Origin of the sequence: Modicisalibacter sp. MOD 31.J, assembly GCF_020147985.1 — a bacterium.
GTDB classification, from domain to species: domain Bacteria; phylum Pseudomonadota; class Gammaproteobacteria; order Pseudomonadales; family Halomonadaceae; genus Modicisalibacter; species Modicisalibacter coralii.
The window spans coordinates 1,161,781-1,181,656 of the sequence record NZ_JAGXFF010000001.1; the positions used below are offsets into that span (position 1 = coordinate 1,161,781).

A 19,876-nucleotide genomic window follows, 5' to 3' on the forward strand; every position below is an offset into this window, starting at 1 on the left:
CATTTTGACCGGGCTCGCGTACGAGGCCGATTTTAACGCCGTATTGCCGAGCGCAGGCATTTTGTAAACACCCTCTCAGAGATAGAACAGCGTCGCCAGCCCTAGAAAGGCCATGAAGCCGACCACATCGGTGACGGTGGTGAGGATCACATTGCCGGAGAGTGCCGGATCGATGTTGAGTTTCTTCAGCACCACCGGCAGCAGGGTGCCGATCAGCGCGGCGATCAGCAGGTTGATGACGATCGCCGCGGCGATGATGCCGCCCAGCGCCAGGTCGTCGAACCAGACCACGGCGACGGCGGCGATCACCAGGGCCCAGAGCAGGCCGTTGAGCACGGCGACCACCAGTTCGCGATTCAGCAGCCACTTGACGTTGCCGCCGGAGACGTGGCCCAGGGCGATGCCGCGGATCAGCACGGTGAGTGTCTGGGAGCCCGCGATGCCGCCCATGCTGGCGACGATCGGCATCAACACGGCCAGCGCCGTGACGCGCTGGATGGTGTCCTCGAACAGGCCGATCACCGCCGCCGCCATGAAGGCGGTGATCAGGTTCACCCCCAGCCATACCGCGCGCCGCCGGCTGGTCCGCCAGGCCGGGGCGAAGGTGTCTTCCTCCTCGTCGAGGCCGGCCATGCTCATCACCTGATGCTCGGCGTTCTCGCGGATCACGTCGACCACGTCGTCGATGGTGATCCGCCCCAGCAGGTGCTGGTCGCCGCCGACCACCGGCGCGGAGACCAGGTCGAACTTCTCGAACAGCTTGGCGACCTCGGCATCGGGCGTCATCGCCGGGATGCTCACCATGTCGGTGTCCATCACCTCGCGGACCAGCATCGCGGTATCCGACACCAGCAGGCGGTTGATCGGCAGGCTGCCGATCAGCTTGTCGCTGCGGGTCACCACCAGCAGGGTGTCGGTGGTGTCGGGGAGGCGCTCGTGACGACGCAGGTAGCGCAGCACCACGTCGAGGGTGATGTCGGGACGAATGGTCACCGCATCGGTGTTCATCAGCCCGCCGGCGGTATCCTCGGGGTAGGAGAGCACCGTCTCCAGGCGCTGGCGTTCCTGGGCCTCCATCGAGGCGAGCACTTCCAGGGTGACGGTGTTGGGCAGGCGTTGCAGCAGGTCGGCGAGGTCGTCGACGTCGAGCCCCTCGGTCGCCGAGACCAGCTGCTGGGCGTCCATGCGATTGAGGAAGACGGTCTGGATGTCCTCGTTGAGGTACTGGAGGACGTCGCCCTGCAGTTCGGGCTCGACCAGCTCCCAGAGGACCTCGCGCTCCCGCGGCGGCGTGGATTCCAGCAGATGGGCGACGTCGACCGGGGCCAGACCGCGATTGAGCATGCGCCGTGCCTGATCGAGCGCACCGCTTTCCAGTGCCTCGTTGAGACGTTCCAGACGGGGCTGCAGCCTTTCGGGATTCTTGCTCATGGCGCTCGGCGTCCTCGATCGTCCTGGCGGGTGGGGCGCCATTCTAGCATCGCCGACTGACAGCGGCGCGCTTGCCGGGCGTTCCCGGCGGCGGGTCAATGTTCCTCGTCGAAACGCGCCGCGAAGAGCGCCTCGAGGGCCTCCAGGGCGTCCTCGGCCTGGGGGCCTTCGGCCTCGACGGTCAGTCGAGTGCCGCAGGGCGCGGCGAGCATCAAGAGCGACATGATGTTGGCGGCGTCGGCGCTGCGTCCCTGGTGGGCCACGCTGACCCTGGCGTCGTATCCCTGGCAACACTGGACGAGCTTGGTGGCGGCCCGGGCATGCAGGCCGCGCTTGTTGATCAGGGTGAGTTCACGCTGGGGCACGGGCCTCTCCCACTGCCGTCTGGATCCCCAGTTCGCGATGGCGGATGCGAACCTGGAAACGCTCGGTGAAGTGGCGGGCGAGACGCTCCACCATATACACTGAGCGGTGCTGACCGCCGGTACAGCCGATGGCCACCGTCAGGTAACTGCGGTTGCTGGCGCGGTAGGCGGGCAGCCAGCGTTCCAGCCAGCCGCGGATGTCGTCGACCATGGCGGTGACATCGGGGTAGCTCTCGAGGAATTCGACGACCTCGCGGTCGCGGCCGCTGAACGGCCTCAGGCGCGGGTCCCAGAAGGGGTTGGGCAGGCAGCGTGCGTCGAACACCGTGTCGGCGTCGAGGGGCACGCCACGCTTGAAGCCGAAGGATTCGAAGGTCAGGGTGAGCCGGTCGCTGCGGTGATGGGCCACCTGTTCGGCGATACGCCCGCGCAGTTCGTGAACCGAGAGTTGCGAGGTGTCGATCACCAGATCGGCGAGATCGCGAATCCGCGACAGGGCGTCCTCCTCGGATTCGATCGCCTCGGCGAGCGTCATCTCGCTGTCGCGGGTCAGCGGGTGGCGGCGGCGAGTCGCCGAATAGCGCTCGAGGAGGATCTTGTCCTCGGCGGTGAGGTAGACCACCTGACAGTCGATACCGCGGCTGCGTACCGTGTCGAGCTGGTCGGGAAAACGCGCGAGGGCGACGGGCAGATTGCGGGCGTCGATGCTCACGGCGATGCTCGAGCGGTCGGTGTCGTCCTGCTGGAGCTCGTCGATCAGGGCGTCGAGGAGCATGGCCGGCAGGTTGTCGATGGCGTAGAAGCCGAGGTCTTCCAGGGCCTGCAGGGCGATCGACTTGCCCGACCCGGAACGACCGCTGATGATCACGAGCTGCATCGAGCGGCTCTCCCTGGTGGCGATGAGTAAGGCGGGGCGACGCGGCGCCCCGGGGAATGTTGACACGTTTCGCGCGTGGCGCGAAGCGGTGTCCGGCCGTCAGGGAGCCTGTCGCGCACTGGCCGACGGGTCGCCCTGGTGGCGGATCGCGTCGAGCAGGATGTCGTAGAGGTCGCGCTGGCTCTCGCTGTGGCGCAGACGACTGCGCGTGTCGGCATCGTTCATGATGCCGGCGACCTGGCCGAGCAGCGCCAGGTGCGTGTCATCCGCTTCCTCGGGAACCAGCAGGACGAAGATCAGATCGACCGGCTCGCCGTCGACCGCATCGAAGTCGATGGGCTCCTGGAGCTTCAGAAAGCCGGCGATCGGGGCCTTGCAGTGCGGATTGCGCGCATGCGGAATGGCGACACCGTTGCCGATGCCGGTACTGCCCAGGCGTTCCCGTCCGATCAGCCGGCTGAAGACTTCCTGGCTGTCGAGGCTGGGCGTGTTCTGCGCGATGAAGGTACTGAAGAACTCCAGTACGCGTTTCTTGCTCCCCCCGGGCACCGCGAACAGGGTGCGCTCGGGGGGAAGGATGGCTTCCAGTGTCATGATGGAGGGGTCAGCGGGCGCCGGCGCCTTGCGCGCGGGCCTGGGCCTTCTCCTTGTGCTTGACGAGCTGGCGGTCGAGCTTGTCGGCCAGCGCGTCGATGGCGGCGTACATGTCCGCATTCTCGGCTTCGGCGTGCAGATCGGCACCGGCGGCGTGCAGGGTACAGGCGGCCTGTTGACGCTCCTTCTCGATCGACAGCGTCACCTGGGCCGTGGTGATGTTGTCGTAATGGCGTTCCAGCCGCATGAGTTTCTCGTTGACGTAGTCACGCAGAGCATCCGTCAGTTCGACGTGATGGCCGGTGATGTTGGCTTGCATGGGCACGCTCCTGTTACCGCGGGTGGTGGCTCGATTGTAACCCTTTTTGCAGCTTAGCAAACCCCCGCGGGATTACCCGAGAGGCAGGCGTGAAATTTGTCGTTCGCGGGCGGGCGTGTCGGCGGGGTGACGGGGAGCGGCACCTTCCCTGTGCCGGGCGGGACGCGGTGTTCAGGCGAGGCGCTTGCGCTCGCTGGAGGAGGGGATGCCCATGGCCTCGCGATACTTGGCCACGGTGCGTCGCGCGACCTGGATGCCGTCCTCGGCGAGCAGGTCGACCAGCTTGCTGTCGGAAAGCGGCTTGCGCGGCGGCTCCTCGCCGATCAGTTTCTTGAGCCGGGCGCGGATGGCGGTGCTGGAGTGCGCGTCGCCTTCGCCGCCGACGTGGCTCGAAAAGAAGTACTTGAGTTCGAAGACGCCGCGCGGGGTATGGATGAACTTCTGGGTGGTCACCCGCGAGATGGTCGATTCGTGCATCTCCACGGCCTGGGCGATGTCGGCGAGGATCAGGGGCTTCATGGCTTCCTCGCCGCGCTCGAGGAAGTCGAGCTGGCGCGTCATGATCTCGCGGCCGACCTTGAGCAGGGTGTCGTTGCGGCTCGACAGGCTCTTGATCAGCCAGCGGGCCTCCTGCAGGTGCTGCTTCATGAAGGTATTGTCGTCGCTCTTGTCGGCGCGGCGGATCAGGGCGGCGTAGTCGGGCTGGATGCGCAGCCGTGGCAGCGCCTCCGGATTGAGCTCGATGCGCCAGCCGTCGCGTACGCGACGGGCGAGCAGGTCGGGGATCACGTAGTCGCTGGCACTGTCGTCGAAGGCCTGGCCCGGGCGCGGGTCGAGCGCGCGGATCAGGGCGATCACCGAATCCAGCTGGTCGTCCTCGAGGCGCAGGCGCCGCTTGAGCAGCTTGCGATCGTCACCGGCGAGCGCTTCGAGGAACTGGCGAACCAGGCGCTTGGCCTGGGGCAGCAGCGGCGTGTCGTCGGGCAGGGTACCGAGCTGGAGCAGCAGGCACTCGCGCAGGTCGCGGGCGAACACCCCGGTCGGGTCGAACTGTTGCAGACGGTAGAGGACCTGCTCGACGTCGCTGGCGCGGAGTCCGGCGAGGCCCTGGGCGCGAAGTCCTTCGGCGAGGGTGTCGAGCTCGCCGTCGAGATAGCCGTCGGCGGTGATCGCGTCGATCAGGGTCTCGGCGATCAGCCGCTCGCGGGTGTCGAGATCGGCCATGTCGAGCTGCCAGAGCAGGTGGTCCTGAAGGCTCTCGCCGGCGGCGTTGCGGTCGAAGTCGGGGCCATCCTCGCTGCGACTGCCGGCCGGCGCGAGGTCCTGATAGGTATCGGACCAGTCGCTGTCGACGCTCAGTTCGTCGGGGATGTCCTGGCTCCAGTCATCCTCGGCCGGTTCGCTGGACGTGGTCTCGCCGAACTCTTCCTCCATCTCGAGCATGGGATTGGACTCGAGCGCCTGCTGGATCTCCTGGCGCAGGTCCAGCGTCGACAGCTGCAGCAACTGGATGGCCTGCTGCAGCTGTGGCGTCATGGTCAACTGGGTGCCGACCCGAAGCTGCAACGTGGGTTTCATAGCCATGGCGAAGAAGCGTCATCGAGAGAATTTGTCGACACGTTATCCTGACGCCGAAAGGCTTGCAAGCCTTAAAGCAATAACCGTGCCACTATTCCGGCGGCCGGCTAGCGGCGATGCCTTGCAGGACGCGGCGCCGAGGCAGGAGGGGCGGGACGGCGCCGGTCGCGACTACAGGCGGAATTCGTTGCCCAGGTAGACCTCGCGGACCTTCTTGCTGGCGAGGATCGCCTCGGCGCCGCCCTCGGCGATGATCTGGCCGTCGCCGACGATGTAGGCCTTGTCGCAGATATCCAGTGTCTCGCGGACGTTGTGATCGGTGATCAGGATGCCGATGCCCCGGTCGCGAAGCTGGCGGATGATGCCCTTGATCTCGCCCACCGAGATCGGATCGACGCCGGCGAACGGCTCGTCGAGCAGGATGAAGGCCGGTTCGGTGGCCAGCGAGCGGGCGATCTCCACGCGGCGGCGTTCGCCGCCGGACAGGCTCATGCCCATGTTGTCGCGAATGTGGTCGATGTGGAACTCCTCGAGCAGGTGCTCGAGCTGCGTCCGGCGGGCGGCCTTGTCGAGATCCCGGCGGGTCTCGAGGATCGCCATGATGTTGTCGGCCACCGAGAGCTTGCGGAAGATCGAGGCCTCCTGAGGGAGGTAGCCGATCCCCGCGCGAGCCCGGTGATGCATGGGCGCCCGGCTGAGGTCCTGGTCGTCGATCGCCACTTCGCCGGCGTCGGCGCGCACCAGCCCCACGATCATGTAGAACGAGGTGGTCTTGCCGGCGCCGTTGGGGCCCAGCAGGCCGACGATGCTGCCCTGACCGATGGTCAGGCTGATGTCCTGGACCACCCGGCGATTCTTGTAGCTCTTGGCCAGATGGCTGGCGGTGAGCGTCTTCATCGCGGACGATTCTCCTCGGTTGTCGGCGCTCGTCATTGCGACGACTTGGGGGTGAGGGTCATGCGCACGCGCTGGTCCTGGCTGCCCTGGGCGTTGGAGCGGGCCTGGACCTTGCGACTGTCGAGATAGTATTCGACATAGGCGCCGTTGAAGGTGTCCTTGGCCTGATGCAGCTCGGCGTGGCCGATCAGTTCGACGCGGCGCGCCCCGGCATGGTAGACGACGGTGTCGCCCCAGCCCTTGACCAGTTCGTCATCGGGGGCCGGGCGCTGCTCGAGGTAGGCGCGCTGCTGCTGGCCGGTGGCGGTGACCCGGGTCACTTCGCCCTGGTCGTTGCGTTCGATCTCGACCCGGTGGGCCTTGAGCACCATGCTGCCCTGCTGCATGTCGACGTTGCCGGTGTAGACGGCGGTGCCGGCGCGGTCGTCGAGCTCGAGGCGATCGGCGGCGACGTTGATGGGTTGGCTGGCATCGCTCTCCAGCGCCATGGCCGATGGCGCGAGCAGGGTCAGCGCGGTCAGGCCGAGTCCGGCGAGGTAGGCTCGCATGGGTATCCTCACTGTTGACTGATCGGCGGGTGAAAACCGTGGACGTCGCCGGCCAGGCGCAGTTGGCCGGTGTCGATCCAGGCGTCGAAGCGCTCGCCGCGGACCCGCTGGCGGTGCTTGTGAAGCACCGTCTCGGTGTCGCTCCAGGCGTGGCGCTGGTCGGCATCGTAGATCAGGGTCTGGCTGTTGATCCGCCACCCTTCACCGGGCGTCTGGAGCTGGGCGTCGCCGGTCAGGATCAGCGGGTTGCCGCCGGTTTCCAGCCTACCCTTGTCGGCGGTGGCGAACCAGACCCGGCCCTTGGCGTCGACGAGCCGCCCATCCGGGGTGTCGAGGCGGGTCACGTCGTCACCCGGGGTGTGCTCGAGACGCGGTGTGGCGAGGCGCTGGTAGGCCTGGCCCTGGCTGTCGAAGCGCGTCAGCTCGGCGTCTTCGAGGTAGTAGTCGGGCTCGCCGGTCTCGCCCTCGGGGACCGGGCCGGGCGGCGCGCTGCCGCGCTGTTCGATGACCGAGAGCACCCCGCCCAGCGCGATCAGCAGCACCACGAGCCACCACTTGGCCGACAGGCGCGGGAGACGCATCGCCATGTCAGGCCTGGCCGTGCAGGTAGGTGTCGAGCACCGACGCCCAGTGGCCCTGGAGCTCGAGCAGGCCGTCGCAGATCTCGCGGACGGCACCGTGGCCGCCGGCGCGATCGGTCACCCAGAGCGCATGCTCGCGGATATAACGCGGGGCGTTGGGTACGCTGATGCCCAGGCCGGCGCGCTTGATGGGCGCCAGGTCGGGCAGGTCGTCGCCGCAGTAGGCGACCTGATGCATCGCCAGACCGAGCCGCTGGATCAGGCGGCGCAGCAGGTCGAGCTTGGCGTCGCTGCCCTGGAAGACGTGCTCGATGCCCAGCGCCGCGGCGCGCCGGGTGACCATCGGCGAGTCGCGCCCGGTGATCAGCGCGACCTCGACACCGGCCTGACGCAGCAGCTTGATGCCCTGGCCGTCCTGGGTCGAGAAGGCCTTGGTCTCCTGACCGTCGGCCTGGAAATAGAGCTGGCCGTCGGTCATCACGCCGTCCACGTCGAGCGCCAGCAGGCGCACGTGGCGGGCGCGCTCCACGAGGGCGGGATGGTTGAGGCGCGGGTCGAGAACCATGAGTGTCTCCTTGAATTGCGTGACGACGCGACTGGCCTCGCGTGGCGGATGGCTAGATGACGCCGCTGGTCAGCAGGTCGTGCATGTGCAGGGCACCGACCGGGCGGTCCTCGGCGTCGACCACCGCCAGCGCGGTGATGCGGTTGTCCTCCATGAGCTTGACCGCCTGGGCGGCGAGCACGTCGGGACGAATGCGCTTGCCACCTGGCGTCATCACGTCGTCGACGCGCAGGGCATGCAGGTCGCTGTATTGATCGAGGGTGCGGCGCAGGTCGCCATCGGTGTAGACGCCGCACAACCGGCCCCGGGCGTCGACCACGCAGGTGAAGCCCAGCCCCTTGCGGGTGATCTCGAGCAGCGCGTCGCGCAGCGGGCTGCCGAGCGTCACGCTGGGCAGGCGCTGGCCAGTATGCATGAGGTCCTCGACCTTGAGTAGCAGGCGGCGCCCCAGGCTGCCACCGGGATGCGACAGCGCGAAATCCTCGGCGGTGAAACCGCGGGCCTCGAGCAGGGCCACGGCGAGCGCGTCGCCGAGGGCCAGGGCGGCGGTGGTCGAGGCGGTGGGAGCCAGGTCCAGCGGACAGGCCTCGCGCTCGACGCCGGCGTCCAGATGGGCCTCGGCATGGCGGGCCAGCGCCGAGGCCGGGCGCCCGGTCATGCTGATCAGGGGGGCGCCCATGCGCTTGAGCAGCGGCAGCAGGGCGGTGATCTCCTGGGTCTCGCCGGAATTCGACAGCGCCAGTACCACGTCGCGGGCGGTGATCATGCCCAGGTCGCCGTGGCTGGCCTCGCCGGGGTGGACGTAGAAGGCCGGGGTGCCGGTGCTGGCCAGGGTGGCGGCGATCTTGCGCGCGATGTGCCCCGACTTGCCCATCCCGGTGACCACCACGCGGCCTTCGCAGGCGAGTATCAGCCGGCAGGCGCGGTCGAAGTCCTCCGACAGCTTGGCGTCGAGGGCGGCGATCGCCTGCTGTTCCAGGTGCAGGGTGCGTCGCGCGCTGTCGCGAAAGGCGAACTCGGGATCGATGGTCATGACGGGATCGTGGTTGATGGCGCGCTCGATGGGGCGCGGGCAGTGAATGGCCGACGTGGTGTCGCGACTGGACGCTCATTAAACGGGCTGCAGGGCGACCATGCAAGCGCCGACGCTCTCGGGCTGGTTGTGCCGTCAATGGTTAGGATACAATGTTCGATAATTTTCGGCCATTGGGTTGCCCAGATGAACGAATCGTTGCTCGTCGAGGTGGAGGGTCTGCACTTCTCTCGCGGCGAGAAGGACATCTTTCGCGGCGTCGATCTGCAGGTACCCGAGGGTAAGATCACGGCGATCATGGGCCCGAGCGGCACCGGCAAGACCACGCTGCTCAAGCTGATCGGCGGGCAGCTGTATCCCGATGCCGGGTCGGTGCGCATCGCCGGCGAGGACGTGCACCGGCTCTCGCGGCGCGCGCTGTTCCGGCTGCGCCGCCGGATGGGCATGCTGTTCCAGAGCGGGGCGCTGTTCTCCGATCTGTCGGTGTTCGAGAACGTGGCCTTTCCGCTGCGCGTGCACACCGACCTGCCCGAGGCGATGATCCGCGACATCGTGCTGATGAAGCTCGAGGCGGTGGGCTTGCGCGGGGCACACAAGCTGATGCCGTCGGAGCTCTCCGGGGGTATGCTGCGCCGTGTCGCGCTGGCCCGGGCGATCGCCCTCGATCCGGATCTGATCCTCTACGACGAGCCCTTCGTCGGCCAGGATCCGATCTCCAAGGGCGTGCTGGTCGAGTTGATCAGGACGGTCAATCAGGCGCTGGGCCTCACCGCCGTGGTCGTGTCCCACGACATCAAGGAGACCCTGTCGATCGCCGACTATGTCTACGTGATCTCCGATGGACAGGTCATGGCGCATGGCACTCCCTCGACGCTCAACGTCGACCAGGACGCGCGCGTGCGCCAGTTCATCCATGGCGAGCCGGACGGGCCGGTACCGTTCCACTATCCGGCCCCGGACTATTTCACCGACATCATGACAGGGAGGGCGACCTCGTGAGTCGTGAACGCGGTGGGCGCCGCTGGCGCCCGCGCAATCCATTGGTCCGCCAGGTCGTCGCGCTGGGGCGCGGGACGCTGAACGTGATCGATGCCCTGGGTCGGGCGGGGATGTTCCTGTTCCTGTCCTGTGTCGGCATTCCTTCGCGGGAGGGCTGGCGGCTGTGGTTGCGTCAGATGCACTTCGTGGGCGTGATGTCGCTGGCCATCGTGCTGGTCTCGGGGCTATTCATCGGCATGGTGCTGGCCTTGCAGGGCTACACCATCCTGGTCGACTTCGGCGCCGAGGACGCGCTGGGGCAGATGGTCGCGCTGTCGCTGTTGCGTGAGCTGGCGCCGGTGGTCGCGGCGCTGCTATTTGCCGGGCGTGCCGGTTCGGCGCTGACCGCCGAGATCGGCCTGATGAAGGCGACCGAGCAGCTCACCAGCATGGAGATGATCGGCGTCGATCCGCTGCGCCGGGTGATCGCGCCCCGGTTGTGGGCGGGGTTCGTCTCGTTGCCGCTGTTGACCATCGGCTTCAGTGTGGTGGGCATCTGGGGCGGTTATCTGGTGGGCGTGAAGTGGCTGGGCGTCTTCGACGGATCCTACTGGAGCAACATGCAGGACAGCGTGGGCTTCGTCACCGATGTCGGCAACGGCCTGGTCAAGAGCCTGGTCTTCGCGCTGGTGGTGACCTGGATCGCGGTCTTCCAGGGCTACGACCTGGTGCCCACCTCCGAGGGCATCTCCCGGGCGACCACCCGCACGGTGGTGTATGCCTCGCTGGCGATACTCGGGCTCGACTTCGTGCTCACGGCGATCATGTTTGGAGAGATCGGATGAAACGCAGCAAGATCATGGAATTCGGGGTCGGTCTGTTCATGCTGGCCGGTATCCTGGGGCTGGTGTTCCTGGGGCTGCGTGTCAGTGGCCTGGGGACCGGGGTGAGCGGCGATACCTTCACGCTGCACGCGAATTTCGCCAATATCGGCGGGCTCAAGGTGCGCTCCAAGGTGACCTTGGCCGGTGTCGATGTGGGCCGGGTGACGGACATCGAGCTCGACCCCAAGTGGTTCGATGCCCGGGTCACCATGGCGATCGACGACAAGCTCGAGGACAAGGTCCCCCGCGACAGCACGGCGGCGATACTCACCGCCGGGCTGCTCGGCGAGCAGTACGTCGGGCTGTCGCTCGGCGGCGACCCGGACACCCTCAAGGACGGCGACACGATCCGCGACACCCAGCAGGCGCTGGTGCTCGAGGAGCTGATTCAGCAGTTCGTGTCGAACATGGTGAAGAAATGATGCGCGGAGGCCATCGATGATGACAGTCAAACGCTTTTCCGGGATGGGGCGCTTTCTGGCCATGAGCCTGTTGCTGCTGAGTCTGCTGGCGTCGGGTGTGACGTTGGCCGCGCAGACGCCCCAGCAGAGCCCCGAGCAGTTGATCCGCAACAGCGTCAACGAGCTGATGGGCAAGATCGAGGGGCGCAAGGACTACTACGCCCAGCATCCCGGCGAGCTGGAATCGCTGGTCGACAACAGTCTCAAGGACATCGCCGACTTCCACTACATCGCCGCCAGCGTGATGGGGCGCTATTTCCGCGCTGCCACCCCGGCGCAGCGCTCGCGGTTCGCCGATACCTTCCGCCAGACGCTGATCGATACCTACGCCAAGGGGCTGGTGACCTTCGACTATCGCGACCTGCGCGTGCTCGATGGCTCGGGCGGCCGCTACGACGATCAGGCGAGCGTCGACATGGAAGTGGTCGCCGAGGATGGCAAGGTCTATCCGGTGAGCTACACGCTGCGGCTCGACGACGGTCAGTGGAAGGTCGTCAACGTGATCGTCAACGGCATCAACCTGGGGCTGACGTTCCGCAACCAGTTCGATCAGGCGATGCGCGATAACAACCGCGATTACGACGCGGTGATCGACGGCTGGTCGCCGAACGTGGGGACCGAGGAGCTGGAAAAGGGGAGTCAGGGGTGAAACGGCTCCTCGACCAGCCCGAGGCGCGCCTCGAGGTCGACGAGGAGAGCGCCACCCTGGCCGCCAGCGGCGATGCCGACTTCGAGGTCGCCGCGGCGCTCGCCGCCCGGGGCTGCGAGTGGCTGGAGACGCGCCCGTCGGGCAGTGCGGTGTGCTTCGATCTGTGCGGCGTCAGCCGGGTCAGCAGCGCGGCGATCAGTGTCGTTCTCGAGTGGCTGCGCTGTGCCAGGCGACAGCAGCTCGAGGTGACGACGGTGCGGCTCTCGGTGCCACTGGCGAGGCTGACCGACATGGCCGGCCTGGATCTGCTCTTTCCCCACCTCGAGAAGCCCACCTGACGGCTTTCCCATCGCCATCGACGGCGCTTTTCATTACCATGGGCGGTCATTGATCCTGAGCCCGTTGCCGGCATCCGGTGACGGGCCCCATTCTTTCGACAGGAGTCGTCACGACCCATGCAACCCAACGACGTCAAGGAGCTGCTCGAAGCGCGCATCGACGGTTGCGAGTTCCATATCCAGGGCGAAGGCTGCAACTTCCAGGTCGTCGCCGTGGGCGATGTCTTCGACGGACTCGGCCCGGTCAAGCGTCAGCAACTGATCTACTCGGCGCTCTCCGAGGAGATCGCCAGCGGCGCGTTGCACGCCGTGAGCATCAAGACCTACACGCCGACGCAATGGCAGGCGGCGCCCGAGAACCCCCGCACTGAGTGACCTCCACGCATGGACAAGCTGATCATCACCGGCAATGGCCCGCTCGAGGGTGAGGTCTGGGCGAGCGGGGCCAAGAACTCGGCATTGCCGATCCTGGCGGCCACGCTGCTCGCCGACGAGCCCGTCACCATCGGCAACCTGCCGCACCTGCAGGACATCACCACCACGCTGGAGTTGCTCGCCCACATGGGCGTCGAGCCGGTGATGGGTGAAAAGATGACCATCCAGCTGGATGGTTCCCAGGTTCGCGACAGCCATGCGCCCTACGAGCTGGTCAAGAAGATGCGCGCCTCGATCCTGGTGCTCGGTCCGCTGCTGGCGCACTTCGGCAAGGCCGATGTCTCGCTGCCCGGCGGCTGCGCCATCGGCACCCGCCCCGTCGACCTGCACATTCAGGGGCTCAAGGCGATGGGCGCCGACATTCGCGTCGAGAATGGCTACATTCGCGCGCGGGTGGATGGCCGCCTGACGGGCGCGACGATCATCTTCGATACCGTGACGGTGACCGGCACCGAAAACCTGCTGATGGCGGCGGCGCTGGCCGAGGGCACGACGCTGCTCGAGAATGCCGCCCGCGAGCCCGAGGTGGTGGATCTGGCCGAGTGCCTGATCAAGATGGGCGCCAGGATTCGCGGACACGGCACCGACACCATCGTCGTCGAGGGCGTCGAGCGGTTGCACGGTTGTCACTACGAGGTGATGCCCGACCGCATCGAGACCGGCACCTTCCTGGTCGCCGCGGCGGCCACCGGCGGCCACGTGCGGGTGCGCAACACCCGTGCCGATATCCTCGAGGCGGTACTCGCCAAGCTCGAGGAGGCCGGCGGCATGGTTCGCCATGAAGCGGACTGGATCGAGCTCGACATGCAGGGGCGCCGGCCGCGCGCGGTCAGCGTGCGCACCGCGCCCTATCCGGCGTTCCCCACCGACATGCAGGCCCAGTTCGTGGCGCTCAACAGCGTCGCCCAGGGCACCGGTCGCGTCGTCGAGACGATCTTCGAGAACCGCTTCATGCACGTCCAGGAGCTCAAGCGGATGGGGGCGGACATCGCCCTGGAGGGCAACACCGCGGTGGTGACCGGCGTCGAGCGGCTGTCGGGGGCGCCGGTGATGGCCACCGACCTGCGCGCCTCGGCCAGCCTGGTGGTGGCGGCGATGATCGCCGAGGGCGAGACGCTGGTCGATCGTATCTATCACATCGATCGCGGCTACGAGTGCATCGAGGAGAAGCTCCAGCTCCTGGGTGCCCGGATCCGGCGCGTGCCCGGCCACTGAGGCAGCGGGGCGGCCCGGCTGACGTCCGATGACGCCAGCCGGGTCAGAACTTCCCAACAAACGCGGTTGTCGCAATGTCGAAGCAATTGATCGTCGCCCTGTCGAAGGGCCGAATTCTCGAGGAAACCCTGCCGCTGCTCGCCGACGCCGGCATCGAGCCGGTCGAGGACCTGGGCAAGAGCCGCAAGCTGTTGTTCGATACCAATCTGGCCAACGTCAAGCTGGTGGTGATCCGGGCCACCGACGTGCCCACCTATGTGCAGATGGGCGCCGCCGACCTGGGCGTGGCCGGCAAGGACGTGCTGCTCGAGCACGGGGCCGAGGGGCTCTACGAGCCGCTGGACCTGGAGATCGCTCGCTGCCGGCTGATGACCGCCGGCGTGGTCGGCGCGCCGCCGGTACAGGCACGGCGCCGGGTGGCGACCAAGTTCGTCAATGTCGCGCGGCGCTACTATGCCGAGCAGGGCATCCAGGCCGAGGTGATCAAGCTCTATGGCGCCATGGAGCTGGCCCCGCTGATGAACCTGGCCGATGAGATCGTCGACATCGTCGATACCGGCAACACCCTGCGGGCCAACGGCATGGAACCCCGTGAGTTGATCGCCGAGATCAGCACCCGGCTGGTGGTCAACAAGGCCGCGATGACCATGAAGCACGAGCACCTGAAGCCGTTGATCGAGCGCCTGCGCAGTGCCGTGACGGCGCGCAGCGCCACGCCCGCCGGTTGAGCCAGCGCCGCCAACGGTTCGTCATGAGAGGACCCGCCACGATGGCCGAGAGTGCAGTACCGAATTTCACCATGCCACGCCTGGACACCCGCGATGCCGACTTCGAGGCGTTGCTGGGGGCGCTGCTGGACTGGGAGGGCGTCTCCGATGCCGAGGTCCAGCAGCGGGTGGCGGAGATCATCGCCGCCGTGCGCGAACGCGGCGATGCCGCGCTGGTCGAGCTGACCGGCCGCCTGGACCGTCTGTCGGTGAGCGACATGGCGGCGCTGACCCTCAGCGCCGAACGCCTGGCCGAGGCCTATGCCGGGCTGCCCGACGAGCAGCGCGAGGCGCTGAGCCATGCCGCCGAGCGCATCCGCACCTACCATCAGCATCAGAAGCCCGAATCGTGGCGCTACACCGAGGCCGACGGCAGCGTGCTGGGCCAGCAGATCACGCCGCTGGACCGCGCCGGCATCTATGTGCCGGGCGGCAAGGCCGCCTATCCCTCGTCGGTGCTGATGAACGCGATCCCGGCGCATGTCGCCGGGGTGCGCGAGATCGTCATGGTGGTACCGACGCCGGATGGCGTGGTCAACGAACTGGTTCTCGCCGCGGCGCACCTGGCCGGGGTCGACAAGGTCTTCACCCTGGGCGGCGCCCAGGCGGTGGCGGCGCTGGCCTACGGCACCGAGAGCGTGCCGCGGGTCGACAAGATCGTCGGTCCGGGCAACATCTACGTCGCCACCGCCAAGCGGGCGGTATTCGGCCAGGTGGGCATCGACATGATCGCCGGGCCGTCCGAGATCCTGGTGGTCTCCGACGGCGGCACCGATCCCGAGTGGCTGGCGATGGACCTGTTTTCCCAGGCCGAACACGACGAGGACGCCCAGGCGATACTGCTGAGCTGGGACGACGCCCACCTGGATGCCGTCGAGGCGGCGATCGAGCGGCTGTTGCCGACCCTGGAGCGTGCGCCGATCGTGCGTGCCTCGCTGGAGTCGCGCGGCGCCTTGATCCGCTGCCGGGATCGCGACGAGGCCCTGGCGCTGGTCAATCGCATCGCCCCGGAACACCTCGAGCTGTCGGTCGAGGATCCCGACGCGTTGCTGCCGCAGGTGCGTCACGCCGGGGCGATATTCATGGGACGCTACACCGCCGAGGCGCTGGGCGATTACTGCGCCGGCCCCAATCACGTGCTGCCCACCTCCGGCACCGCGCGTTTCTCGTCGCCGCTGGGCGTCTACGACTTCCAGAAGCGCTCGTCGATCATCCACTGTTCCGCCGAGGGGGCGTCGGCGCTGGGGCGCACGGCCTCGGTGCTGGCACGCGGCGAATCGCTGACCGCCCACGCGCGCTCCGCGGAGAACCGCATCGCGCCGAAGACCTGATCGGCAGGCAGGGTGTGTGGTGATCGCAACGCCGGGCCCGGGCCCGGCGTTTTCGTGTCAGGCGGGATTGCCGGGGCTGCCCGGCGTCGGCCGTTCGCCGACCTGGATATCGACCTGCTTGCGTTCGCCACCGCGGATGATCGTCACCGGCAGGCTGGCGCCGGGCTTGACCTCGGCGATGTCGGCCATGGCCGCACGGGGATCGATGATCGGCTTGCCGTCGATGGAGGTCATCACGTCGCCGGGTTGCAGGCCCGCCTTGTCCCCCGGCCCACCGGGAAACACGCTGGAGATCACCACGCCCTGGGCTGCCTTGAGACCGAACGAGGTGGCCAGATTGGCGGTGATCTCCTGCACCTCGATGCCCAGCCAGCCGCGGATCACCCGGCCATGCTGGATGATCTGCTTGAGAATCTCCCGGGCGAGATTGGTGGGGATGGCGAAGCCGATACCCTGGGAGCCTCCCGAACGCGAGAAGATCGCGGTGTTGATGCCCTCCAGGGCACCGTCGGCATTGACCAGGGCGCCACCGGAATTGCCGGGGTTGATCGCCGCGTCGGTCTGGATGAAATCCTCGTAGGCGGACAGGCCCAGGTGGTTGCGGCCGGTGGCGCTGATGATGCCCATGGTCACGGTCTGGCCAACCCCGAAGGGATTGCCGATCGCCAGACTGATGTCGCCCACCGCGATGCGCTCGGAGTCGGCCATGCGGATCACCGGCAGGTCGTCGAGGTCGATCTTGAGCACCGCCAGGTCGCTTTCGGGGTCGGTGCCGATCAGCGTGGCCAGGGTTTCACGGCCGTCGCGCAGCGCGACCTGGATCTGATCGGCGCCCTGGATGACATGGTTGTTGGTCAGTACGTAGCCCTCTTCGCTGACGATCACCCCGGAGCCGAGGCTCGACAGCAGGCGCTGGCGCCGTGGCATGTTCTCGCCGAAGAACTGCCGGAAGAAGGGGTCGGACATCAGCGGGTGCTGTTCGCGTTCGACGACCCGCGAGGAGTAGACGTTGACCACTGCCGGAGCGGCCCGCTCGACGGCGTCGGCATAGCTGACCGGGCCGTCGCCGCGCTGCAGGGGGGCGGCCTCGCGCAGTTGCGGGGCGGGGCGCGAGACGTCGACGTCGGCGACCGGCGCGGCGGCGGGATCGCGCGTGTCGCTCTTGGTCTCTTTCGTCGCGGATGGCGAGGACGACGGGGTGCCGAGCAGTTGCGGAAACTCGTGGAGCAGGACGATGGCCAGCAGCACACCGGTGATCACCGGCCAGACGAGGGGCATCACGAAGCGACGCATGAAGAATCCTTGAAACAGGGGCCGCCAGCGCCGCGTTTCTCGAAGCCGACGGGTGCAGCCATTACAATGGCGGCATTGTATCACTGCCACTGGCCGAATGCCTGGAGGAACCATGATCGCACGTGACCGGCTGGTCGAGGCCTGTACGCAACTGCTCCACCCGGATCGCTTCAAGGACTACACCCTCAACGGGCTACAGGTCGCCGGGCGCGAGCGGGTGCAGCGCGTGCTCAGCGGGGTCACGGCCTGTCAGGCGCTGCTCGACGAGGCGGTGGCCTGGGAGGCCGACCTGATCCTCGTCCACCACGGCTACTTCTGGAAGAACGAGCCGGTGGCGATCACCGGCATGAAACAGCGTCGCCTGGCCACGCTCCTCAGGCACGACATCAATCTGCTGGCCTATCATCTGCCGCTCGACGCCCACGCCACGCTGGGCAACAACGCCTGTCTCGGCGACAGGCTGGGGCTGCGGGCGACGGCCTGTGCCGACGGCGAACTCGGCGAGGGCCTGCTCTGGCTGGGCGAGCCCGCCGAACCGCGGGACACGCCAGCCATGGCGCGGCATCTGGAGGCCGTGCTGGGACGGGCGCCGACCACCGTGCAGGGCCACGAGCGGGCGATCCGGCGAATCGCCTGGTGCACGGGGGGCGCCCAGGACATGATCGCCTCGGCCGCCGAGGCCGGCGCGGACGCCTTCATCTCCGGCGAGATCTCCGAGCGGACCACGCATCAGGCCCGCGAGATGGGCATCAGCTACTTCGCGGCCGGCCACCACGCCACCGAGCGTTACGGCGTTCAGGCGCTGGGGGCGAGGCTCGCCGAGGAGCTGGGCATTGAGCACCGCTTCGTGGACATCGACAATCCGGCATGAGCCGGCGCCCACGGGGCGCCGGGATCAGTAGCGAACCGGGGGCTCGGTGGTGGTGGTCTCGTGCTTGCGCTGCAGGCCGAAATCCTCGGAGAGGGTGCCGCGGCCGTCGTCCGCATAGTCGCGTGGGGTGGCGGGCGACGACTCGTCGTCGCTGGTGGTGTCGCCCTGACCGGCGAGGCGGCGCTTGAGCTGCTGATCGTCGCAGAGACGCTCGGCGCCCTGGGCGAGTTGCTGCTCGAGCTCGTGGCTCTGGCGCTGGATGCTGGTGACGAGATCGGCGGCCCGGGCGAAATGGTCGTTGAGGCTGCCCTTCATCTGGTTGAGTTCCAGTTCGGTCTCGGCCAGGCGCTGGCGCGTCTTCTGATTGCGCGCGACGTTGGCGTTGAGCAGATGGTAGCCCAGTGCGCCGACGCCGATGCCGGCTAGAAAGCTGGCGATGGCCAGGATCCAGTCGATGTTACCTTGGTACACGTCGTTCCCCTTGTTTGCTCTCACTGCCACGCCGGCGACGATGGCAACCCTCGGGCGCGGCTGGGCGCCCGGGCGGGTTCATTATACGGGGCAGGGCTGGATCGCGGTCAACGCATGCGACCCGGGCCCATGCGAGAAACGCCCCCGGTGCGTATAATGGCCGGCTCATCGATCGCAGCCCGAGGATCTTTCGACGCTCATGTCAGCGCCCACATCGACTTCATCCGCCGGCCAGGCTGCCGGGACGCGCACGCCGCTCGAGCGCTATCGTGCCGACCTGCAGCGCGAGGGTTTCCAGTACGATGCCGCGCAGGAGCGCGCCGTCGAGCATCTCCAGCGCCTGCATGACGAGCTGATCAACACCCCGCGCCGCGCGCTGGCGCCGGCGAGTGCGGACCACGGCCTGAAATCGCGGGTCGCGCGGTTGTTCGGCAAGCGGGAGGAAACGCCGCCGCGGGCCGAGGTGCCCGATGTTCGGGGGCTCTACTTCTGGGGTGGGGTGGGGCGCGGCAAGACCTACCTGGTCGACACCTTCTACGAGACACTGCCGTTCCCGGACAAGATGCGCACGCATTTCCATCGCTTCATGCAGCGCGTCCACAACGAACTCGAGCACTACAAGGGCGAGAAGAATCCGCTGACCCTGATCGCCGGCAAGTTCGCCAGCGAGGCCCGGGTCATCTGCTTCGACGAGTTCTTCGTCAAGGACATCACCGATGCGATGATTCTCGCCAATCTTCTCGAGGCGCTGTTCGCCCGGGGCGTGGTGCTGGTCGCCACCTCCAACATCGTCCCCGGGGAGCTGTACAAGGATGGCCTGCAGCGGGCCCGATTCCTGCCGGCGATCGATCTGCTCGAGCGTCACTGCGAGGTGGTCAACGTCGATTCGGGGATCGACTACCGGCTGCGCGCGCTCGAGCACGTGACCCTCTTCCATACGCCGCTGGGCGACGAGGCCGAACGCCATCTGGCGCGCAGCTTTCGCGAGGTCGCCGGGGCCGAGGGCGAAAGTGACGTGCCCATCGAGATCAATCACCGCGTGCTCACCGCGCGGCGGCTGTACGAGGACGTCGTGTGGTTCGATTTTGCCACGCTCTGTGACGGGCCGCGCAGCCAGAACGACTACATCGAGCTGGCCCGCGAATTCCACACCGTGCTGTTGGCCGACGTGCCGCAGATGGGGCGGACCAGCGAGGACCAGGCGCGGCGCTTCATCAATCTGGTCGACGAGTTCTACGACCGGGGGGTGAAGCTGCTGATGTCGGCGGCGGTGCCCATCGAGTCGCTGTACCCGGAAGGCAGCCTGACCTTCGAGTTCGAACGCACCCTGTCGCGGCTCCAGGAGATGCAGTCGCGGGAGTACCTGGCGCTGGCCCACAAACCGTGATAATGGCT

The 19,876-nt window shown here is 67.4% G+C and carries 24 protein-coding genes; 11 read left to right on the forward strand and 13 right to left on the reverse strand.

Features of this window, described 5'->3' with window-relative positions; all coding sequences use genetic code 11:
- Positions 1–75: 75 nt before the first annotated feature.
- The 11 genes from mgtE to KGR00_RS05200 all read right to left on the reverse strand — a co-directional run bounded on the left by mgtE (position 76) and on the right by KGR00_RS05200 (position 8,788).
- Positions 76–1,431, reverse strand: a complete 1,356-nt coding sequence (mgtE, locus tag KGR00_RS05150) for a magnesium transporter (RefSeq protein WP_129141889.1) — start codon at positions 1,429–1,431, stop codon at positions 76–78.
- 95 nt (positions 1,432–1,526) lie between these two features.
- Positions 1,527–1,796: an HPr family phosphocarrier protein gene (locus KGR00_RS05155; RefSeq protein ID WP_129141890.1), complete on the reverse strand. Its 270-nt coding sequence runs from the start codon at positions 1,794–1,796 to the stop codon at positions 1,527–1,529.
- Positions 1,783–2,673: an RNase adapter RapZ gene (gene rapZ / locus KGR00_RS05160; protein WP_129141891.1), complete on the reverse strand. Its 891-nt coding sequence runs from the start codon at positions 2,671–2,673 to the stop codon at positions 1,783–1,785. The genes KGR00_RS05155 and rapZ overlap by 14 nt, the downstream gene beginning before the upstream one ends.
- A 99-nt stretch (positions 2,674–2,772) precedes the next feature.
- Complete coding sequence (ptsN, locus tag KGR00_RS05165; RefSeq protein ID WP_129141892.1) at positions 2,773–3,267, reverse strand: PTS IIA-like nitrogen regulatory protein PtsN; 495 nt, start codon at positions 3,265–3,267, stop codon at positions 2,773–2,775.
- A gap of 10 nt (positions 3,268–3,277) precedes the next feature.
- On the reverse strand, positions 3,278–3,586 hold the full coding sequence (gene raiA, locus KGR00_RS05170) for a ribosome-associated translation inhibitor RaiA (protein ID WP_129141893.1): 309 nt from the start codon (positions 3,584–3,586) through the stop codon (positions 3,278–3,280).
- A gap of 171 nt (positions 3,587–3,757) precedes the next feature.
- On the reverse strand, positions 3,758–5,170 hold the full coding sequence (locus tag KGR00_RS05175; protein WP_224417400.1) for an RNA polymerase factor sigma-54: 1,413 nt from the start codon (positions 5,168–5,170) through the stop codon (positions 3,758–3,760).
- A 165-nt stretch (positions 5,171–5,335) separates the two neighbouring features.
- Positions 5,336–6,061, reverse strand: coding sequence for an LPS export ABC transporter ATP-binding protein (gene lptB, locus KGR00_RS05180; RefSeq protein WP_129141895.1), 726 nt, complete (start codon positions 6,059–6,061; stop codon positions 5,336–5,338).
- Positions 6,062–6,093: 32 nt separating this feature from the next.
- Positions 6,094–6,609 carry a lipopolysaccharide transport periplasmic protein LptA gene (gene lptA, locus KGR00_RS05185; RefSeq protein ID WP_129141896.1) on the reverse strand — a complete coding sequence of 172 codons (516 nt, stop codon included), beginning with the start codon at positions 6,607–6,609 and terminating at the stop codon, positions 6,094–6,096.
- A gap of 8 nt (positions 6,610–6,617) precedes the next feature.
- Positions 6,618–7,196, reverse strand: a complete 579-nt coding sequence (lptC, locus tag KGR00_RS05190; protein WP_129141897.1) for an LPS export ABC transporter periplasmic protein LptC — start codon at positions 7,194–7,196, stop codon at positions 6,618–6,620.
- A 1-nt stretch (position 7,197) separates the two neighbouring features.
- On the reverse strand, positions 7,198–7,755 hold the full coding sequence (locus KGR00_RS05195) for an HAD family hydrolase (RefSeq protein ID WP_224417399.1): 558 nt from the start codon (positions 7,753–7,755) through the stop codon (positions 7,198–7,200).
- A 52-nt stretch (positions 7,756–7,807) separates the two neighbouring features.
- On the reverse strand, positions 7,808–8,788 hold the full coding sequence (locus tag KGR00_RS05200) for a KpsF/GutQ family sugar-phosphate isomerase (protein WP_129141899.1): 981 nt from the start codon (positions 8,786–8,788) through the stop codon (positions 7,808–7,810).
- A 186-nt stretch (positions 8,789–8,974) separates the two neighbouring features.
- Here KGR00_RS05200 and KGR00_RS05205 point away from each other — a divergent pair, with 186 nt between their 5' ends.
- The 9 genes from KGR00_RS05205 (at position 8,975) to hisD (ending at position 15,846) form a co-directional block, all read left to right on the forward strand.
- On the forward strand, positions 8,975–9,787 hold the full coding sequence (locus KGR00_RS05205; protein ID WP_129141900.1) for an ATP-binding cassette domain-containing protein: 813 nt from the start codon (positions 8,975–8,977) through the stop codon (positions 9,785–9,787).
- A gap of 41 nt (positions 9,788–9,828) precedes the next feature.
- The gene (gene mlaE, locus KGR00_RS05210) at positions 9,829–10,611 is read left to right on the forward strand and encodes a lipid asymmetry maintenance ABC transporter permease subunit MlaE (RefSeq protein ID WP_224419806.1); all 783 of its coding nucleotides are present in this window, start codon (positions 9,829–9,831) and stop codon (positions 10,609–10,611) included.
- A complete protein-coding gene (gene mlaD, locus KGR00_RS05215) occupies positions 10,608–11,072 on the forward strand; it encodes an outer membrane lipid asymmetry maintenance protein MlaD (RefSeq protein WP_224417398.1) in 465 nt (154 codons plus the stop codon). The genes mlaE and mlaD overlap by 4 nt, the downstream gene beginning before the upstream one ends.
- A gap of 16 nt (positions 11,073–11,088) precedes the next feature.
- On the forward strand, positions 11,089–11,760 hold the full coding sequence (locus KGR00_RS05220; RefSeq protein ID WP_224417397.1) for an ABC transporter substrate-binding protein: 672 nt from the start codon (positions 11,089–11,091) through the stop codon (positions 11,758–11,760).
- Positions 11,757–12,098, forward strand: coding sequence for an STAS domain-containing protein (locus tag KGR00_RS05225; protein WP_224417396.1), 342 nt, complete (start codon positions 11,757–11,759; stop codon positions 12,096–12,098). Before KGR00_RS05220 ends, KGR00_RS05225 begins: the two co-directional genes overlap by 4 nt.
- 117 nt (positions 12,099–12,215) lie before the next feature.
- Positions 12,216–12,473, forward strand: a complete 258-nt coding sequence (locus tag KGR00_RS05230; protein ID WP_224417395.1) for a BolA family protein — start codon at positions 12,216–12,218, stop codon at positions 12,471–12,473.
- Between the two features lie 9 nt (positions 12,474–12,482).
- Complete coding sequence (murA, locus tag KGR00_RS05235) at positions 12,483–13,748, forward strand: UDP-N-acetylglucosamine 1-carboxyvinyltransferase (RefSeq protein WP_129141905.1); 1,266 nt, start codon at positions 12,483–12,485, stop codon at positions 13,746–13,748.
- 74 nt (positions 13,749–13,822) lie between these two features.
- Positions 13,823–14,476, forward strand: a complete 654-nt coding sequence (hisG, locus tag KGR00_RS05240) for an ATP phosphoribosyltransferase (RefSeq protein ID WP_129141906.1) — start codon at positions 13,823–13,825, stop codon at positions 14,474–14,476.
- Positions 14,477–14,517: 41 nt separating this feature from the next.
- The gene (hisD, locus tag KGR00_RS05245) at positions 14,518–15,846 is read left to right on the forward strand and encodes a histidinol dehydrogenase (RefSeq protein WP_224417394.1); all 1,329 of its coding nucleotides are present in this window, start codon (positions 14,518–14,520) and stop codon (positions 15,844–15,846) included.
- A gap of 57 nt (positions 15,847–15,903) precedes the next feature.
- Here the strand turns inward: hisD and KGR00_RS05250 are convergent, their stop codons facing one another.
- Positions 15,904–17,139, reverse strand: a complete 1,236-nt coding sequence (locus tag KGR00_RS05250) for a Do family serine endopeptidase (RefSeq protein ID WP_224417393.1) — start codon at positions 17,137–17,139, stop codon at positions 15,904–15,906.
- A gap of 112 nt (positions 17,140–17,251) precedes the next feature.
- On the opposite strand from KGR00_RS05250, the gene KGR00_RS05255 reads away from it, so the two are divergent.
- Positions 17,252–18,010 (forward strand): Nif3-like dinuclear metal center hexameric protein, encoded by a 759-nt coding sequence (locus KGR00_RS05255; protein ID WP_224417392.1) that lies wholly within the window; start codon positions 17,252–17,254, stop codon positions 18,008–18,010.
- 24 nt (positions 18,011–18,034) lie between these two features.
- On the opposite strand, the gene KGR00_RS05260 is transcribed toward KGR00_RS05255, so the two are convergent.
- Entirely contained in the window at positions 18,035–18,481 is a 447-nt protein-coding gene (locus KGR00_RS05260; RefSeq protein ID WP_224417391.1) for a DUF1043 family protein, read from the reverse strand.
- Positions 18,482–18,680: 199 nt separating this feature from the next.
- On the opposite strand from KGR00_RS05260, the gene zapE reads away from it, so the two are divergent.
- The gene (gene zapE / locus KGR00_RS05265) at positions 18,681–19,868 is read left to right on the forward strand and encodes a cell division protein ZapE (protein ID WP_224417390.1); all 1,188 of its coding nucleotides are present in this window, start codon (positions 18,681–18,683) and stop codon (positions 19,866–19,868) included.
- Positions 19,869–19,876: the final 8 nt, after the last annotated feature.

What these genes read in the sequence shown, in the direction of transcription:
- KGR00_RS05230 (WP_224417395.1), top strand. Translation starts at nt 12,216, where the DNA reads ATGCAACCCAACGACGTCAAGGAGCTGCTCGAAGCGCGCATCGACGGT.
- hisD (WP_224417394.1), top strand. Translation starts at nt 14,518, where the DNA reads ATGGCCGAGAGTGCAGTACCGAATTTCACCATGCCACGCCTGGACACC.
- KGR00_RS05175 (WP_224417400.1), bottom strand. Translation starts at nt 5,170, where the DNA reads ATGGCTATGAAACCCACGTTGCAGCTTCGGGTCGGCACCCAGTTGACC.
- raiA (WP_129141893.1), bottom strand. Translation starts at nt 3,586, where the DNA reads ATGCAAGCCAACATCACCGGCCATCACGTCGAACTGACGGATGCTCTG.
- KGR00_RS05200 (WP_129141899.1), bottom strand. Translation starts at nt 8,788, where the DNA reads ATGACCATCGATCCCGAGTTCGCCTTTCGCGACAGCGCGCGACGCACC.
- KGR00_RS05250 (WP_224417393.1), bottom strand. Translation starts at nt 17,139, where the DNA reads ATGCGTCGCTTCGTGATGCCCCTCGTCTGGCCGGTGATCACCGGTGTG.
- KGR00_RS05205 (WP_129141900.1), top strand. Translation starts at nt 8,975, where the DNA reads ATGAACGAATCGTTGCTCGTCGAGGTGGAGGGTCTGCACTTCTCTCGC.
- lptA (WP_129141896.1), bottom strand. Translation starts at nt 6,609, where the DNA reads ATGCGAGCCTACCTCGCCGGACTCGGCCTGACCGCGCTGACCCTGCTC.
- ptsN (WP_129141892.1), bottom strand. Translation starts at nt 3,267, where the DNA reads ATGACACTGGAAGCCATCCTTCCCCCCGAGCGCACCCTGTTCGCGGTG.
- lptB (WP_129141895.1), bottom strand. Translation starts at nt 6,061, where the DNA reads ATGAAGACGCTCACCGCCAGCCATCTGGCCAAGAGCTACAAGAATCGC.
- mlaD (WP_224417398.1), top strand. Translation starts at nt 10,608, where the DNA reads ATGAAACGCAGCAAGATCATGGAATTCGGGGTCGGTCTGTTCATGCTG.
- KGR00_RS05255 (WP_224417392.1), top strand. Translation starts at nt 17,252, where the DNA reads ATGATCGCACGTGACCGGCTGGTCGAGGCCTGTACGCAACTGCTCCAC.
- KGR00_RS05220 (WP_224417397.1), top strand. Translation starts at nt 11,089, where the DNA reads ATGATGACAGTCAAACGCTTTTCCGGGATGGGGCGCTTTCTGGCCATG.
- KGR00_RS05195 (WP_224417399.1), bottom strand. Translation starts at nt 7,755, where the DNA reads ATGGTTCTCGACCCGCGCCTCAACCATCCCGCCCTCGTGGAGCGCGCC.
- zapE (WP_224417390.1), top strand. Translation starts at nt 18,681, where the DNA reads ATGTCAGCGCCCACATCGACTTCATCCGCCGGCCAGGCTGCCGGGACG.
- murA (WP_129141905.1), top strand. Translation starts at nt 12,483, where the DNA reads ATGGACAAGCTGATCATCACCGGCAATGGCCCGCTCGAGGGTGAGGTC.
- hisG (WP_129141906.1), top strand. Translation starts at nt 13,823, where the DNA reads ATGTCGAAGCAATTGATCGTCGCCCTGTCGAAGGGCCGAATTCTCGAG.
- mgtE (WP_129141889.1), bottom strand. Translation starts at nt 1,431, where the DNA reads ATGAGCAAGAATCCCGAAAGGCTGCAGCCCCGTCTGGAACGTCTCAAC.
- rapZ (WP_129141891.1), bottom strand. Translation starts at nt 2,673, where the DNA reads ATGCAGCTCGTGATCATCAGCGGTCGTTCCGGGTCGGGCAAGTCGATC.
- lptC (WP_129141897.1), bottom strand. Translation starts at nt 7,196, where the DNA reads ATGGCGATGCGTCTCCCGCGCCTGTCGGCCAAGTGGTGGCTCGTGGTG.